10 protein-coding genes and 3 tRNA genes are annotated in these 15,632 nt (G+C 62.3%); 4 read left to right on the top strand and 9 right to left on the bottom strand.

Translation table 11 applies throughout. The annotated features are described in order from the left end of the window. Nucleotides 1-324 precede the first annotated feature (324 nt). From O3675_RS07610 to glnA, 7 genes are all read right to left on the bottom strand, one after another. Entirely contained in the window at nt 325-1,686 is a 1,362-nt protein-coding gene (locus tag O3675_RS07610) for a hypothetical protein (protein ID WP_371571848.1), read from the bottom strand. Nucleotides 1,687-1,963: 277 nt separating this feature from the next. After that, entirely contained in the window at nt 1,964-2,959 is a 996-nt protein-coding gene (locus tag O3675_RS07605) for an HNH endonuclease (protein WP_371571846.1), read from the bottom strand. A gap of 603 nt (nt 2,960-3,562) precedes the next feature. Then, nucleotides 3,563-3,634 (bottom strand) — tRNA-Val (locus tag O3675_RS07600). A 24-nt stretch (nt 3,635-3,658) separates the two neighbouring features. Then, nucleotides 3,659-3,729 (bottom strand) — tRNA-Cys (locus tag O3675_RS07595). 47 nt (nt 3,730-3,776) lie between these two features. Beyond that, nucleotides 3,777-3,849, bottom strand: a tRNA-Gly gene (locus O3675_RS07590). Nucleotides 3,850-4,260: 411 nt separating this feature from the next. After that, a complete protein-coding gene (locus O3675_RS07585) occupies nt 4,261-7,608 on the bottom strand; it encodes a bifunctional [glutamine synthetase] adenylyltransferase/[glutamine synthetase]-adenylyl-L-tyrosine phosphorylase (protein ID WP_371571844.1) in 3,348 nt (1,115 codons plus the stop codon). A 229-nt stretch (nt 7,609-7,837) separates the two neighbouring features. Beyond that, nucleotides 7,838-9,178, bottom strand: coding sequence for a type I glutamate--ammonia ligase (gene glnA, locus O3675_RS07580; RefSeq protein WP_012903787.1), 1,341 nt, complete (start codon nt 9,176-9,178; stop codon nt 7,838-7,840). A 391-nt stretch (nt 9,179-9,569) separates the two neighbouring features. On the opposite strand from glnA, the gene O3675_RS07575 reads away from it, so the two are divergent. Then, entirely contained in the window at nt 9,570-11,417 is a 1,848-nt protein-coding gene (locus O3675_RS07575; protein WP_371571842.1) for a geranylgeranyl pyrophosphate synthase, read from the top strand. Nucleotides 11,418-11,483: 66 nt separating this feature from the next. Beyond that, the gene (panB, locus tag O3675_RS07570; RefSeq protein ID WP_371571841.1) at nt 11,484-12,410 is read left to right on the top strand and encodes a 3-methyl-2-oxobutanoate hydroxymethyltransferase; all 927 of its coding nucleotides are present in this window, start codon (nt 11,484-11,486) and stop codon (nt 12,408-12,410) included. A 169-nt stretch (nt 12,411-12,579) separates the two neighbouring features. Here panB and O3675_RS07565 read toward each other — a convergent pair whose 3' ends face one another. Next, nucleotides 12,580-12,837 (bottom strand): hypothetical protein, encoded by a 258-nt coding sequence (locus O3675_RS07565; protein WP_311446727.1) that lies wholly within the window; start codon nt 12,835-12,837, stop codon nt 12,580-12,582. A 269-nt stretch (nt 12,838-13,106) separates the two neighbouring features. Here O3675_RS07565 and map point away from each other — a divergent pair, with 269 nt between their 5' ends. Then, a complete protein-coding gene (gene map / locus O3675_RS07560) occupies nt 13,107-14,018 on the top strand; it encodes a type I methionyl aminopeptidase (protein ID WP_005506520.1) in 912 nt (303 codons plus the stop codon). 146 nt (nt 14,019-14,164) lie between these two features. Beyond that, nucleotides 14,165-15,016 carry a polyphosphate--glucose phosphotransferase gene (gene ppgK / locus O3675_RS07555; RefSeq protein WP_371571839.1) on the top strand — a complete coding sequence of 284 codons (852 nt, stop codon included), beginning with the start codon at nt 14,165-14,167 and terminating at the stop codon, nt 15,014-15,016. A gap of 136 nt (nt 15,017-15,152) precedes the next feature. On the opposite strand, the gene nrdR is transcribed toward ppgK, so the two are convergent. Beyond that, nucleotides 15,153-15,608 (bottom strand): transcriptional regulator NrdR, encoded by a 456-nt coding sequence (gene nrdR, locus O3675_RS07550; protein WP_005506525.1) that lies wholly within the window; start codon nt 15,606-15,608, stop codon nt 15,153-15,155. Between the last annotated feature and the right edge of the window lie 24 nt (nt 15,609-15,632).

Here is a 15,632-nt window from a genome sequence, read left to right as displayed (position 1 = left end):
CGGCGGGTCGGCAAGCTATGCACTTCCTCCGCTCCTGCAGGGGAACCCGCCGCACCCGGACGCTCCGCTCTTCCTTGCTTCGCTGCGGAGAGCGCCCGGGGCGGCACCCTGATGTCGCTCCCGGAAGGCATAGCCGCCTCCACCCGCGAATTGGCAAGAGCGTGCCGAGGGGCCGGTGTCCTCCGTAGTGACATCAGGGTGCCCGAAGCGAAGCGAGGGCGGGTTCCCTGTAGGAACGAGGAGGAACACCTCCCCTCAAGCATTCCAAGCCGCTTGAGGAAATACGCGGCGCACCGCCCTCAAGCGCCTCAGAGGGAGAAGCGTTTAGGCGGCAGCCTCGCAGAAAGTCACCGTCACCGAACCGTTACCGCGCTCGCGCATCCACTGCGGCGCGTTCTCAGCCGAAACAATCGCACCCTCGCTCACCGACGGTGCAATGTACGAGCCGCCCGCGCCACCTGCGCCGCCCTGCATCGTGTAGCCGATGCCCTGACGCACGCCGGTCGGGCTGTTCAGCCACTTCTGGGTCAGCACAATCGAGGAGACAGACTGTGCCGCACCGGAACCGCCACCACCGTAGCCCGCGCCGCCACCGCCGGACACCACGGACTGGTAGCCGTTGAAGTTCTGCGCGTACGCGCCCTCGTCATTGTAGATGTCCAGGTCCCAGCTGCGGTCCTCGTAGGTGCCCTTCTCGTGCACGCTGGCGGGATTCTCATCCAGCTGGTAGGAGTACGCGCCCGCACCGTCGCCGCCGTTGCCCGCGAAGCCGCTCGTACCCGCGTTGCCGGCGACGAACTGGCTGAACAGCACCTGGTTGTTGGTGGTTTCAAAGCCAATGATGGGGCCGCTTGCCGGCAGGGTGCCTGCCGCGCCGCCTGCACCGCCCACGCCCGCTGCGCCACCGAAACCGGAGTTGTAGGTCAGCACCTTGGTGCGTTCAGCATTGTAGATTTCGTAGCCGGAGGTGCCGTTGGAGCCTGCCGCCGCGGAGGCGCTACCCGCTGCGTCGAACTGCGGGGATGCGTCCGAACCGAGAGGTGCCACACCGGCGTCGATCTGGCCGTTGAAGTTGGAGTACCAGGGGTCTGCGTAGGACACACCGGAGGTGGTCATGCCCGCACCACCACCGCCGCCTGCTACAGCTACGACGACGCCGTCGATGAGCAGTGCGGAGGAGCCGCCGCCGGATGCAGCGTACGCCTGGGTCTTGGAGTTTGCCGGGTTGGGGTACTTGGCGTCGACCTGCGCGGTGATGGTGGCGGGGATGGTGTAGGCGGGTACGGAGCCGCCGTTGCCGTAGCCTTCACCGCCTGCGGTGGGGGTGAGGGAGCCGTCACCGATACCGCCTGCCGCGGCGATAATCTGCACGGTGGAGCCGGGGGTGACGGGGATGATGCCGGTGACCTTCGCGCCGGAGCCGGCGGGGGTCATGCGGTTGTTGGTGCCGCCCGCGCCGCCGACCAGTTCAAAGCGGAGCTTGTAGACGTTGTTGGGGACGGCGAAGCTCTGCACGGTTTTGGCGCCTTCGTCGGTGCCGGAGATGTTGTACGCCGGGTGTGCGGCGAGCGTGCAGTCTGCGGAGACGGACGCTGCGTAGGAGGGGATGGTTGCGGAGGCGGCAACGACGGGTGCCGCCCAGGCTGCACCAGCGACGAGCTTGCGGCGGGTCAGGGAAGTAGACATGGTATGCCCTTTATTCAGGTGGGGTGATGTGTTTGCGGTGCGGAAGCGGGAGCCTGAAAGTCTGTGCCTCTGCGCCGAGGAAAAGCATACCTTGAACCTCAGCTTTAACATAAATCCCTAGCTCGAGCACGGTATGGGAGCTCTTGGGCATCTCGCGCCGCTCCCTTCCTTCGCTCCTGCAGGGGAACCCTCCACGCCCGGACGCTCCGCCGCTCCTTGCTTCGCTGCGGAGAGCGCCCGGGCGGGCACCCTGATGTCACTTTCGGAAGGTGCGGCTTTATGCGAGCCGCAGGTTCCGTCCGCGCACGCAACGCCAGCAGAGGGTCTGCAGATTATCGGGCTCGTTATTGCCGCCTTCGGATAGCGGGACCTTGTGGACGACCTCTAGGATGAGGATTCGTTCACGCATGATGGAGTTGCCGCATCCGGGGTTTTGGCAGGTGTAGTTGTCGCGTTCTTTGATGCGTTGGCGTAGCTGGGCGGTCATGAGGGTGCGTTCGCCGCCTTCGGGCCATGCCCAGCGGATTTTGCGTTCGAGGGTTTCGGAGAGCGCGTCGAGGGTTGGGGTGTCGAGGGTGACGGTGACGGCGCGGTTTTCTTTGCCGCCGGGTGAGGTGTATTCGAAGCGGTAGACGGGGTACGGCACGGTCAGCCCCACGTGGCATACGTTGAGTTTGTTCCAGAACTCGTCGGCGTAGTTCTTGGCGATGAACTGGGGCGGGTTGATGTGTGCGATCATGTCGTCTTCGCGGCGTCGCACGTTGTCGACGGCGGTTTCAAGGCGCGCGATGTCGTCGGAGAGGCGCTGCACATCTTTGAGGGTTTGCAGGTCGGCTTCGATGTGGAAGTATTTGGTGAGGCTGCCGATGGGGTCCCGCTCGGCTTCGAGAACGACCTGTTCGGAGGCCTTGTAGACGTGCGGGTGGCGTTCTTCGGGTTTCTTCTGCAGCAGCGTCTTCCAGGTTTTGGGCTGCTGAACCTCGACGGTGGCGAGGTGGCTGTACATGCCGTTGGTGGAGGTGCCGAGTTCGTAGATTCCGCGGGCGTGGATATCGTGTACGTAGCTAGCGATTTCGTTGTATTCGCTGGCGAGTGTGGCGGTGCGTTGGCGGTGCGTCTGGAATTCAGGGGATGCGAAGTACCGGTTTTTGCGAATGGTCAGGACGATGCCCACGATGACTACGATGATGACGACGCCGAGGATGACGTACCAGAGGGAGAAGGCGAGGCATACGGCGAAGAAGATGCCGAACCCTTTGAGGGAGGATTTCACGGGTGTTCCTTTGCGATACGGCGGTGTATCTGTGAGTGTAGATTTCCTCCATTAGGGTATCGGAGGTAGGCTCGGTGCGCAAAGCATTTGGTCACGTCAGTGAGCTATTGAAAGGGTTCGGCTGCAGACTTACACCTTCCGGATGCGCCCTCAGGGTGCCCGAAGCGGAGCGAGGGCGGGTCCCCTGCGACGGCGCGGAGGACGTGTGTAAGATGCACGCCCTACAAACTGTAGACTCGGCGGAGCCAGCAAAAGATGGAGGAGGCGACAGCCCCCCTCCCCTTCCAGTTCGTTATGCCGGTATCGCGCACCCAAGTTCTGTCCTTACGAATCTAAGGCTGAGTGACTTATATAGGGAACGGAAGGATGGTTTCCTCCGTCGTGACATTGGAAACACGGAGCGGTGCGAGCGTGTTTTCCGGAAGCGCCCTCAGGGTGACCGAAGCGGAGCAAGGGCGGGTTCCCTGCGACGGCGCGGAGGAAATATACGGAGCACCGCCTCCAAAACAAACACAAGTCAGCTGAGGAGTACCGCCCCTCTAACCAAAACCAAAAAAAGTTAAACACAAAAGCCCTTAGCTCGAAAGCTAAGGGCTTTATCTGTGCGCGATACTGGGATCGAACCAGTGACCTCTTCCGTGTCAGGGAAGCGCGCTACCGCTGCGCCAATCGCGCTCACAAAACAGTTGTTTTGTTGCGAGGTGAGGACGGGATTCGAACCCGCGTACACGGCTTTGCAGGCCGCTGCCTAACCACTCGACCACCTCACCGCATACGCTCCACGAGGGAACGCGTTCGAACTCTTGGAGTCCTTACGAGCGGTTGACGAGACTTGAACTCGCGACATCCACCTTGGCAAGGTGGTGCTCTACCAACTGAGCTACAACCGCATATCAGCGTATTCAATTTGAATCATTCCGTTGGAGTTTTTCGCTCCGTCGTGCTGACAGGTAAATACTATACGGGGTTTTTGAGTGTTTGCCAAATCCTTTGCAGAACACCTTGTGTTCCGCGTGTTTCCGGGGCAGAACGGGGCATTTGGGCTCGTTTTTGAGGTGCGCGAGCAAAATTTATTTTCATGGTGCCGGTCACATTTTCGGGGTTTTGGGGTGGTTACTGTTCCCGCGAGGGCAACGGCAGACCCACATTGTCCGCCACGATGTCCGCAGAACGTCCGCAAAATTTTTCACAAGGACACGAAAAGGAGGGGCGGGGAACCAGGTTCCCCGCCCCTCCCCTATGAAATCCGCATCAGAAATCCGCACCGGCAAAAACGCCAGGCTCATGTTTTTCTGGAGTCTCTAGAGCTCTTCGAAGAAGAGGCGTTCGTAGACCTTGCGGGCGTTGCGGGTTTGGCGCAGGTAGTCCTCTTCGAGGGCGCGTGCGCTACCGGCGGGGTATCCGCACCAGCGGGCGATTGCTTCCAGGTCGGCGCGTCCCGAGGGTAGGGTGTCGGATTGGCGCACGCCGCGCAGTACGTTGCCACCTCGAATCTTTGTGGCGAGTAGCCAGGCGCCGCTGAGGATTTCAGCGTCCGCGGCCTCGACCAGCCCCGCCTCAACCGCGGCGTTTAGCGCCTTCAGGGTGGAGGTGGTGCGCAGCCCGGGCACGGCGTGCGCGTGGCGTAGCTGTACGAGCTGGACTAGCCACTCCACGTCGGAGAGGCCGCCGCGGCCGAGCTTGAGCTGGCGGGTGCGGTCGGCACCGTGCGGCATGCGTTCGTTTTCAACGCGCGCTTTCATGCGGCGAATCTGCTGCACCTGTTCGGGCGTGAAAGTTGCCGGGTAGCGGTACGGGTCGATGAGCTCCACGAAAGCCTCGCCGAGCGCCTCGTCGCCGGCGATGGGGCGAGCGCGTGTGAGCGCTTGGAACTCCCAGGTTTCCGCCCAGCGTTCGTAGTAGGAGCGGTAGGAGTCCAGCGAGCGCACGATAGCGCCCTGCTTGCCTTCGGGGCGCAGGTCGGCGTCCACATCGAGGGGCCGTTCGGCGCGAATGGCGGGTTTGACGGGCTGTTTGAGGAGCGTCAGGGTGCGGTTGACGATGCGTGCCGCCTGTTCCTGTGCGGCGTCTTCGTCGGCCCCGTCGAGGGGTTCGTGGACGAACATGACGTCCGCGTCGGAGCCGAAGCCGTTCTCGGCGCCGCCCAGTCGACCCATGCCGATGACGGCGATGCGGGTGAGCAGCTTCTCCCCCGCTGTCGCCTCAGCTTCGGATTCTTCCGCGGTGCTCTGGAGCTCGCGCAGAGCAATCCGCAGCGCCGCGCCAATCGTGCACTCGTCAATGGCGGCCAGGCCGGCGCAGGTGTCCTCGATGTCGACGATGCCCAGGGTCCAGCCCATGGCGGTGCGCAGAGTTTCACGGCGGCGCAGGTAGCGCACGGCGCGCATCGCCTCGGCGGCGTCCGCGTGGCGTGCCAGCAGGGAGGAAATTTCGGAGGCGAGCGCTTCCTCCCCCAGTGGTTTGAGGTCGGCGACCTTGTCCAGCCAGGCGATGGAGGCGGAGGCATCCTCGAGCAGGTCGGTCATGGGGCGCGAGCTGGAGAGTAGCTGGCTGAGGCGTTCGGCGGCTGCGGGTGAGTCGCGGAGCATGCGCAGGTACCAGCTGGTGCTGCCGAGCGATTCGGAGACGATGCGGAATCCGAGCAGGCCGGCGTCCGCATCCACACCACGGGCGAACCAGCCCAGTAACACGGGCATGAGGTGCCGCTGAATGTCTGCACTGCGGGAAAGTCCCGTGGTGAGTGCCTTGATGTGGCGCATGGCGCCGCGCGGGTCGCGGTAGCCGAGGGCTGCGAGGCGGTCCTGTGCCGCCTGTTCGCTGAGCACCACTTCGTCGCGGCTGAGCGTGGAGACGGCGGCGAGTAGCGGGCGGAAGAAGATCCGCTCGTGCAGTGAACGGACGTTCCGTTTAATTTTCTGCCATGCCTTGAGCATCTGCTCGGCGGAGAGCGTGCCGTTGCGTTCCGGGGAGAGGATCGAGCGGGCGAGGGCGCGCTGTTCGGCGTCCTTCTCGGGCATCAGGTGGGTGCGGCGCAGCTGCTGCAGCTGGATGCGGTGCTCGAGCACGCGCAGCTTCTTGTAGTCGCGGCTGAACGCCTCAGCATCGGTGCGGCTAATGTAGCTGACGGCGGTCAGCGCCGCGAGAGAATCCACGGTGGACTTGGTGCGCACAGCGGGGTCGGTTCGACCGTGCACGAGCTGCAGCAGCTGCACGGTGAACTCAATATCGCGCAGGCCGCCCGGGCCCAGCTTAATCTGGCGGTCCACCTGGTGTGAGGGAATATTATCGGTCACGCGGGCGCGCATCGCCTGCACGGATTCCACGAAGGATTCACGGGCGGCGGACTCCCACACGAAGGGGTCAATGGCGCGGGCGTAGCGGGCGCCCAGCTGCGCCGAACCGGCGATGGGGCGCGCCTTAAGCAGTGCCTGGAACTCCCAGTTTTCCGCCCAGCGCTTGTAGTACTGAACGTAGGATTCGACGGTGCGAACGAGCGGGCCGTCCTTACCTTCGGGGCGTAGGTTCGCGTCGACCTCCCAGAGAGCGGGTTCGGGTGCGGGGCCCATGATGGCGCGGGTGAGGGCGTGCACGAGCTCCGTGCCGATGGTGGAACATTCGTTCTCGGTGAGCTTGCGCGGGGCGCTCTCCCCCTCTGCCCCGGCATTGGGCGCGGCGCCAGCGGCGGCGGGTTCCACGGGCGCAACCACGTACACTACATCAACGTCAGAGATGTAGTTCAGCTCGCGGGCACCGCACTTACCCATGCCGATAATCGCCAAGTCCAGGGCGTCTACGGCTTCACCTCGGCGAGGAGCCGCCAGGCCGGGGCCCAGCCCCTCCGCAACTTCGGTGCGGGCAATGGCGAGCGCACCTTCCAGCGCGGCGGCAGCCAAATCGGCGAGGTGACGACCGATGGTGGGCATCATTTCGACCGGGTCTTCACAGCACACGTCGAGCAGGGCGATGCGCGCCAGGGCGGCGCGGTAGGCGACGCGCAGGGTCACGTAGCCGTCTTTGCCGGTCTGCTCGGCGGCAGCGCTCGGACGCTCCGCGTGAGGGTCGGCACCGAGGGCGGTGAGGATGTCGCGGCGGTAGGGGGTGTCCAGCGGTGCGATGGGGGTCAGGAATTCCCCGTCGGTTTCCGGCAGAATCGACGCCGGGTGCTGGGAGCGAATCAGCGCGCTCTCAGCCGGGTACACCTGCGTGTCGAAGAGCGGGTCAATGTGTTCGGGGCGGCGGTAGAGAAAATCGCCAATCGCCTGGGATGCGCCGAGCAGTCGGTACATGCCGAATTCTTTGTCGCCGCGGTTGGCGCGTTCGGCGACCGCCGGGTGCTTCTCGATGAGACGCACGAGGGCGGGCAGGGCAATATCCGGTGAGGGTGCGAGGCGCAGCCCGGCAAAGAGCGCAGCATCCTGCGAGACGTGCTTCAGTTCGGGTGCGTTGAGCCAGCGTTCTGCCTTGGACGGGTCGTGGAAGCCGGTGGCGATCATGCGGGTGCGCAGGCGTAGCTGGGCTTTGCGTTCGGCTTCGGCGCGTTGCTCGTCGTCGAGTGCGTCGGGGGCGATGTCGGTGAGCGGTTTGGGTTCTTTGGCGGGGTCGATAATGCGGATGAGCCCGGTGGCCGGGTAGTGGGAGCTGTCAGTCATAGCGTGAGAACCGTGGGTAGAGAACTGGGGTTAGAGAACTGTGGGTGGAGAGTAGATCCGGGGTGGAGAGTATAAATTTCGGCGGCAAAAATCGGCGGTGAACCGCGCAGCCGATAGGTGCATTTGATAGACCTGTGGGCGGTACCCGCCGGCGTGTTACCGGTAGCGGGTACCGCCCTGAGGCTGTCAGCGCTCACTCATCCTATGAGGTGGTGAGAGGATCCAGCCGTTAGAGGATTCCGAGGTTGTGCTTGAGCTCGTACGGGGTCACCTGAGCCTGGTACTGGTCCCAGTCGGCGCGCTTATTGCGCAGGAACTGCTCGAAGACCTGCTCGCCCAGAACCTCCGCCATGAACTCGGATTCTTCGGTGATATTGATGGCTTCACGCAGGGACGCGGGCAGCGGGTTGTAGCCCATGGCGCGGCGTTCGGCGTTGGTCATGGCGGCGAGGTCTTCGGTCACGGCGGGCATGAGCGGGTACTCGTTTTCGATGCCCTTCAGACCTGCTGCAAGAATCACCGCGTAGGCGAGGTACGGGTTCGATGCCGAGTCCAGGCCGCGGTACTCGATGCGGGCGGACTGCATCTTGTTCGGCTTGTACAGGGGCACACGCACGAGGGCGGAGCGGTTGTTGTGGCCCCAGGAGACGTAGGAGGGTGCTTCGCCGCCGCCCCAGAGGCGCTTGTAGGAGTTGATGAACTGGTTGGTGACCGCGGTAAATTCGGGGGCGTGCTTGAGCACACCGGCGATGAAGTGGCGTGCGGTCTTGGACAGCTGGTATTCGGCGCCGGCTTCGAAGAATGCGTTGGTGTCGCCTTCGAAGAGGGAGAAGTGGGTGTGCATGCCGCTGCCGGCGTACTTGGTGAAGGGCTTGGGCATGAAGGTTGCGTACATGCCGAGCGAGTAGGCGACTTCCTTGATGACGGTGCGGAAGGTCATGACGTTGTCGGCGGTCTGCAGTGCGTCGGCGTGGCGCAGGTCGATTTCGTTCTGGCCGGGGCCGGTTTCGTGGTGGCTGAATTCGACGGAGATGCCGACTTCTTCGAGCATGGTCACTGCCTTGCGGCGGAAGTCCTGCACGATGCCGCCGGGGGTGTGGTCGAAGTAGGATTCGTAGTCCACGGGCACAGGGAATCCGTCGGCGCCGAGCTTGGAGGATTCGAGCAGGTAGAACTCAATTTCGGGCGAGGTGTAGCAGGTGAAGCCCATCTCCGCGGCCTTGTTGAGCACGCGCTTGAGCACGCCGCGGGTGTCGGAGGCGCTGATCTCACCGTCGGGGGTGAGCACGTCACAGAACATGCGGGAGGTGTAGTCTTCCTCGCCGCGCCAGGGCAGGATCTGGAAGGTGGAGGGGTCCGGCTGCAGCAGCATGTCGGATTCGTAGATGCGGGAGAAACCCTCAATCGAGGAGCCGTCAAATCCCAGGCCCTCGTCGAAGGCACTTTCTACTTCAGCCGGTGCGAGCGCCACGGATTTGAGGGTGCCGACCACATCGGTGAACCAGAGGCGGATAAAGCGGATGTCGCGCTCTTCGATGGTGCGCAGTACGAATTCCTGTTGGCGGTCCATGAGTTGCCCTCTCGGTGCGGGCGCGCATCCGCGTGGTACCCGTCTGTGGGTGGCGGAGGCGCGCTAAATTTGCTGCCGAGGCGCGGAAAGGTCCTGCATGTCCCTTGGGGTTCCAAGGGGTTGCGGCGGGTTGTGTACCAGCGGTGCTGGCGCCTCCTTGCCCCGGCGTGTGTCCTGTTGTTATCTAGCCTATCGGGTTCTGCTGTGTGGCGGGTGGGCGGGAGGTTTCGTTTGTGTAAATTCTCTTTTCGTGTGCCGCGGTAGCTCAGATTCTGGGCGGTACCGAGGCCGCTCCCCCACTTTTCTGCGGTGCGGGTCTAGGCTTTGTTCAGATACCTAGCAGATGACGGTTCGCGGGGCGTGGTCGGGGTTGCCTTGCGATAATGGGGGTATGCTACATTCCGTTCTTCTCTCATCAGCTTCGCAGGCGTTACCCGCACAGGTGGCGCCCGCACAGATTCCTCTAGCGGCAAGCACGCTGGTTGCTGCTGACCCCACCGGGCTTGAGTGGCTGCTACTTGTTGCTGCCCCCATTGTTTTCTTGGTGTTGTATCTGGTCTGTCTTTTTGTTGTTGCGGTCTTTGGCCCGACCGTCATGAAGAATAACAAGACCGGTGGTGCGACCTACCTGCTGGACCGCCCCTCCCGTGTGGCGTTTAGGGTTCGCACTTTGGCCTTGTGGGCGCTGGTTGGTGCGTTTGTGGAGTTCATTTGGACCGGTTACACGGGCCGTTTGGGTTCGAGCGCGGCTATTCCGGTCATTATTTTTAGTTGGTCGTGGAAGTACACTTTCTTCTTCCTGCCGCTTCAGGTAATTCGTTCCTGGTATGTTCACGCAAGCCGCGGCAAGTATGATGCGCTGTCGGCTGAGGGTGCTCAGCGCCGTGAGAAGCTGAACCGTAAGAGCGCTTACGAGGTGTCGAAGATGATGCAGCGTAACCCGCAGCAGTTCGCCATGAATAAGGAGCTGCATACGCTGGCGCGCGGTCAGAAGATTGCGGGTGTACGTCCGTTCCAGAATCTCGACGAGGCGGGCAAGAAGCGCCGCACGAACTATACGGTGGAGCTGGCTGTGGCGCTCATGCAGGCGCGTGCCATGAACCCCGGCAAGCTTCCGTCGGAGGCGTTCGGTGAGAGCATCCTGGGTATGGGTGTTGGCATTACGTCTGATCGGGCGGTGGAGCAGACCTGGTTGACTCTGTGCACGGAGCGTGTCAACGCACCGGATGCGCCGAACTACCCGGATTCGCTGTACCCGGTGGCGGCTCGTTTTTCGCTGTTTACCACGATGTCGCTGTTGCAGCCGGTGATGGGTCGCCCCTATTCGCCGTTTACTGCACCGGATGCTCGTCGTTTCGTGCCGCGTGATTTCTCGGCGGATACTGTGCTGTTGAAGACTGAGGAGCTGGGCAAGAAGGCTTTGGTGCAGAGCGCTATTTTCCGTCAGATTCATGAGCATCTTTTGCCGTTGCATCAGCAGCAGCCTCAGCTGGTGGATGGCCGCGCGCTGGCGTATTGCGGTGCCCTGCTGGTAAGCGTGGCGAAGGCGGAGGCGGAGAGCCAGCTGTTGACGAGCCAGATTCTGGCGGCGGCTGCTTCTGAGCGTGGCATCCTGTCCTTTGGCGTGTTCTCGCAGATTTCTGAGGATTATCAGTGTGTTCAGCGTCTGCTGAATCTGATGGTGAAGGCGACCGCCGACGTCGAGCGTTTCATCAACGCGGTGGAGGCGCTGGTGCAGATGCATTCTGGTCCGGTTCAGCCTTCCGGCATTGCGTACGAGAAGGTGCAGATGGAGTACATCGCTGCTCTTCTGGACGTTATTGTCTTCTCTTCGCACGCCCCGCTTGCCGGTTCTATTCAGGCGTCTTACGCCCTGCTGAAGGCAGACTATGAGGCGTTTACTTTCAACACCACCGATGAGCTGAGCCGCAGCTACTGGCTGCAGTACGCGAAGAACGCGGTGAACGCCTGCGATACGGGTCTGTCCCAGGGCTATGAGGGTTTCTTCGATAACGATGCGGCACTCCCTGCGTGGGAGTCCTACGCGGAGGACGTCGTGAAGGAAGTCTGCACCTATTCGATCATGCAGCTGTACTGGGATGCTCTGGTGCAGCAGGCGCTCATTCAGCGCGATTTGCCGCGCGAGTTTAGTGATGCTTCTTCCGCTGTTCCGGAGCTGATGAATAAGAACGCCGCAGCGTCGTTCCCGACCTACTACATTAACCTCATCTGGAACTAGGCATAGTTGTTCCCTCGTGGTGAGCGGTACGCCAGGTTGGAGCCGTACAGGGTTAGAATAGTCAGCATGACTACTGAGCGTTCTTCCGAGATCTCTTCGCCCTACGCGGCACAGCCTGCCGCTACCTCCGCGGCTGCTCCCGCAACTGCTTCTGCATCCGCATCGGCACAGAAGCCTTTTGACCTGGACACCGTCAAGAAGGTGCGTACCGTTCACCTGGCTCAGGCTAAGGCGACCGGTCAGAAGTTCTCCATGCTGACCTGTTATGACGCTCTGACGGCGCAGATTTTTGATCGCGCCGGCATCGACATGCTGCTGGTGGGCGATTCAGCGGCGAATGTGGTGCTCGGCTACGAATCCACCCTGACCATTACCCTGGATGAGATGATTCCGCTGGTTGCGGCTGTTTCTCGCGGTGCATCCCGCGCCATGGTGGTTGCTGATTTGCCGTTTGGTTCGTATGAACAGTCCCCGCAGCAGGCGGTGGCGAGCGCTGTTCGCCTGATGAAGGAGGGCGGCGCGCACGCGGTCAAGATTGAGGCGGACGCGTCGATGGCTGAGTGGGTTCGTGCCCTGGTGCGTACCGGTATTCCGGTGGTGGCGCATGTTGGTTTCACCCCGCAGTCGGAGCATGCTCTGGGCGGTTTCCGTGTGCAGGGTCGCGGTGATGCGTCTGAGCGTGTTCGTGAGGATGCGGTGGCGCTGGCTGAGGCTGGCGCGTTCTGCGTGCTCATGGAGATGGTGACTACCCAGACTGCGCAGCTGGTGGATGAGGCTGTGGGCACTGTGCCGACTATCGGTATTGGTGCGTCGAATGTGACGACCGGTCAGGTGCTGGTGTGGCAGGACATGATGGGTGTTCGTGCCGGTCGCGTGCCGCGTTTTGTAAAGCAGTTTGCGCAGGTTGGCCAGGTCATGGAGGACGCTGCACGTGCTTATCGTGAACAGGTTCGTTCGGGTGAGTTCCCGGCGGCTGAGCACACTTTTGAGTAGGCTTTAGGCTGAGAAGAAGGCTTGAAGAAAGACCCCCGTCTCCGGTGTTCCGGGTGCGGGGGTCTTTTCGTCTCAGACTTTATGTCTGTTGGGCGGCGTGCGCCTTGAGCGTGGCTGAGGGCCTTGGGCAAGACTAAGCACGTTGGGCAAGGCTGAGGGCGCTCGTTCTTTAGAGCCAGCCGCCGTCCTTTTCCCAGGCGTCGTTGCGTTCGCGGGCGCGGTCCATGGCGTGTGCCGCCTCCTCGTAGGTTTTGAAGGGGCCCCACAGGGAGGTGACGGCGCTCTGCTGGCCGCGTTCAACCTCGCCGGTTTTGAGGTTGTACCAGTACTCTTCGGGGTGCGGGCTGGTGGCTTCGGTCGCGGAGTTCAGGGTCTTTTCGACCGCCGATTCGATGGCTTCGCTCAGGCGGTTTTTCTTCTCACTCATGGGTTCTCCTTCGACGGTGAGGGGTTGGTGTTTCTAGCTTCTCACGCGCGTAGGTTCGTGGCAATGAGGCGGGCGGAGCTTCTCACGGCGTTTCCCCTCCATGGTCTTCCGCTTCTGCCTTCCACTCCGGCTTTCCACCCGCGCAGTTTTGCCACTAGCGTGCATGAAATTTTATTCACAATCTGGGAAAAAGGTACGGCTTGTGTATCCGCCGCTTTTTAGCGTCTGAGCAAGGGACACAACCCGCCCACGCCCGGTAAGATGAAACTATGTCTTCAACCAAAACGAATACTTCGCACAATCTTCCCGCAGAGCCCGGTCGAGCACCCGTGGGTTGCCTGACCCCCGGACGCATCACCCCCATGCGCCCGGTCCCCTCGCACATTGTTCGCCCCGAGTACGTGGGTAAGCCCACCGCCAACGAGGGTAACGACTCGAACATGTACACCCCCGAGGAAGTTGAGCGGGTTCGCGCAGCCGGCAAGATCGCGGCAGGCGCCATTGTTGAAGCATCCAAGATTTGCGTGCCCGGCACCACCACCGACGAGATTGACGTGCTGGTCCACGAGTACATTTGCGACCACGGCGCGTACCCCTCCACCGTGGATTACCGCGGCTACCCTAAGTCCGTGTGTACCTCCCTGAACGAGGTCATCTGCCACGGCATCCCGGACTCCACCGTGCTGGAGGACGGCGACATCCTCAACCTGGACGTCACCGCATACCTGGACGGCATGCACGGCGACACCAACAAGACCCTGCTCGTCGGCAACGTGGACGAAGAGTCCCGCCTGCTGGTTGAGCGCACCGAAGAGTCCCTGAACCGTGCGATTAAGGCTGTGAAGCCGGGCCGCCAGATCAACGTGATTGGTCGCGTCATTGAGAAGTATGCGGCACGTTTCGGTTACGGTGTGGTTCGCGACTACACCGGTCACGGTGTGGGCCGTGAGTTCCACTCGGGCCTCATTATCCCCCACTACGATGCGGCACCCGCCTACGACACCGAGATCCGTGAGGGCATGATTTTCACGATCGAGCCCATGCTGACCCTCGGCACCATCGAATGGGACCTGTGGGATGACGACTGGACCGTGGTCACCCGCGACCGCAAGCGCACCGCACAGTTCGAGCACACCCTCGTGGTGACCGCTGACGGCGCGGACATCCTGACCCTGCCCTAAAGCGCAGCCCTCTGGGCTTCCTACTTGTGCAGGTATTGTGCAGGTACGAGCCCAGCACCTCACTTTTATATCAATTCACCCACTGACAAGCCCGCCCACTCCCTTAGGTTACACGGCAGTAGGCGGGGTGAAAGAGAGAGAAAACCATGAGCGAATACGCAGAACCCGGCGTCATCAACGAGCTGCCCGCCCCCACCCCCAAGGACCTGCAGATTGGTGTGGACATTGGAGGCACCGGCATTAAGGGCGGCATCGTTGACCTGCGCACCGGCGACCTCGTGTCCGACCGCTTCCGCATCGACACCCCCAAGCCCGCAACCCCCGAGGCTGTGGCTGAGGTTGTACGCCGCGTAGTGGACGAGCTGCAGGGCCGCGACCTGGCACCGGACCCCGAGTCCGCTGTCGGCATCGACTTCCCCGCAGTGGTGAAGAACGGCATGGTTTTCTCTGCCGCGAACGTGGACGACTCCTGGATTAACACCGACCTGGAGCAGGTCATGAGCGAGGCGCTGGGCGGCCGCACCGTCTACGGCCTCAACGACGCTGACGCAGCCGGTCTGGCTGAGGCAACCTACGGTCAGGGCCGTAACCGTGACGGCCTGATTGCTGTCATCACCCTGGGCACCGGCATCGGCTCCGCCCTCATCAACGACGGCGTGCTGATCCCGAACACCGAGCTGGGTCACCTGGAGATCGACGGCCACAACGCCGAGTCTCAGGCTTCTGCCCGTGCCCGCGAGGTGCACGAGCTGTCCTGGAAGAAATACGGCAAGCGTCTGTACCGCTACTTCGAGCACGTTCAGATGCTCTTCTCCCCCGACCTGTTCATCATCGGCGGCGGCATCTCCAAGAACCCGGAGAAGTTCATGCCGTACTTTGAGGATCAGATTCGTACCCCCATGGTCATGGCTGCCCTGCGTAACAACGCGGGTATTGTGGGTGCGGCACTGTGGGCTGGCGGCATGCTGCAGGAACGCAAGCGCCGCGGCGAAGCGTAAAGTGTAGCTACAGCTAAAGGGGCTGTTCCTGAGATAGATATCTCGGGAACAGCCCCTTTCTGTATACCACCGCTCATCTATAGCGGCTACCGGCGCTGAGTTAGTTACTGGGCTAGCCAGTTATTGGGTTAGCTAGTTACTGGGCGATGCGGTCCTCACGCAGACGCGCAATCGCCTCCTCAAAGTCTTCAAGGTTCTCAAACGCCTGGTACACGCTCGCAAAACGCAGGTAGGCGACCGCGTCCAGCTTCGACAGCGGCTCCAGGATGGTCAGACCCACCTCGTGCGCGTTAATCTCCGCCAGACCGCGAGCACGAATCAGCTCCTCAACCTCCTGGGCGAGCTTCGCCAAATCATCCTCACCCACGGGGCGGCCCTGGCATGCCTTACGCACGCCGGCGGCAATCTTCGAACGGTCGAAGGGCTCGGTCACGCCGGAACGCTTAATCACCGAAATGGTGGTGGTTTCTACGGTCGTGAAGCGGCGAGCGCAGGAGGTGCACTGGCGGCGGCGGCGAATTGCGGCGCCGTCATCGGTGGTGCGGGAATCCACCACGCGCGAGTCGGTGTGCTTGCAATAGGGGCAGTACATTCGTTTCTCCTTGGCTGGGCGCTA

The organism is Rothia sp. 27098_8_27 (assembly GCF_041432805.1).
Classification (GTDB): domain Bacteria; phylum Actinomycetota; class Actinomycetes; order Actinomycetales; family Micrococcaceae; genus Rothia; species Rothia mucilaginosa.
Note: the sequence above shows the minus strand (reverse complement) of the source record. Positions and strands in the feature narration are given on the sequence as shown.

What these genes read in the sequence shown, in the direction of transcription:
- O3675_RS07610 (WP_371571848.1), bottom strand. Translation starts at nt 1,686, where the DNA reads ATGTCTACTTCCCTGACCCGCCGCAAGCTCGTCGCTGGTGCAGCCTGG.
- O3675_RS07585 (WP_371571844.1), bottom strand. Translation starts at nt 7,608, where the DNA reads ATGACTGACAGCTCCCACTACCCGGCCACCGGGCTCATCCGCATTATC.
- glnA (WP_012903787.1), bottom strand. Translation starts at nt 9,178, where the DNA reads ATGGACCGCCAACAGGAATTCGTACTGCGCACCATCGAAGAGCGCGAC.
- O3675_RS07575 (WP_371571842.1), top strand. Translation starts at nt 9,570, where the DNA reads ATGCTACATTCCGTTCTTCTCTCATCAGCTTCGCAGGCGTTACCCGCA.
- panB (WP_371571841.1), top strand. Translation starts at nt 11,484, where the DNA reads ATGACTACTGAGCGTTCTTCCGAGATCTCTTCGCCCTACGCGGCACAG.
- O3675_RS07565 (WP_311446727.1), bottom strand. Translation starts at nt 12,837, where the DNA reads ATGAGTGAGAAGAAAAACCGCCTGAGCGAAGCCATCGAATCGGCGGTC.
- map (WP_005506520.1), top strand. Translation starts at nt 13,107, where the DNA reads ATGTCTTCAACCAAAACGAATACTTCGCACAATCTTCCCGCAGAGCCC.
- ppgK (WP_371571839.1), top strand. Translation starts at nt 14,165, where the DNA reads ATGAGCGAATACGCAGAACCCGGCGTCATCAACGAGCTGCCCGCCCCC.
- nrdR (WP_005506525.1), bottom strand. Translation starts at nt 15,608, where the DNA reads ATGTACTGCCCCTATTGCAAGCACACCGACTCGCGCGTGGTGGATTCC.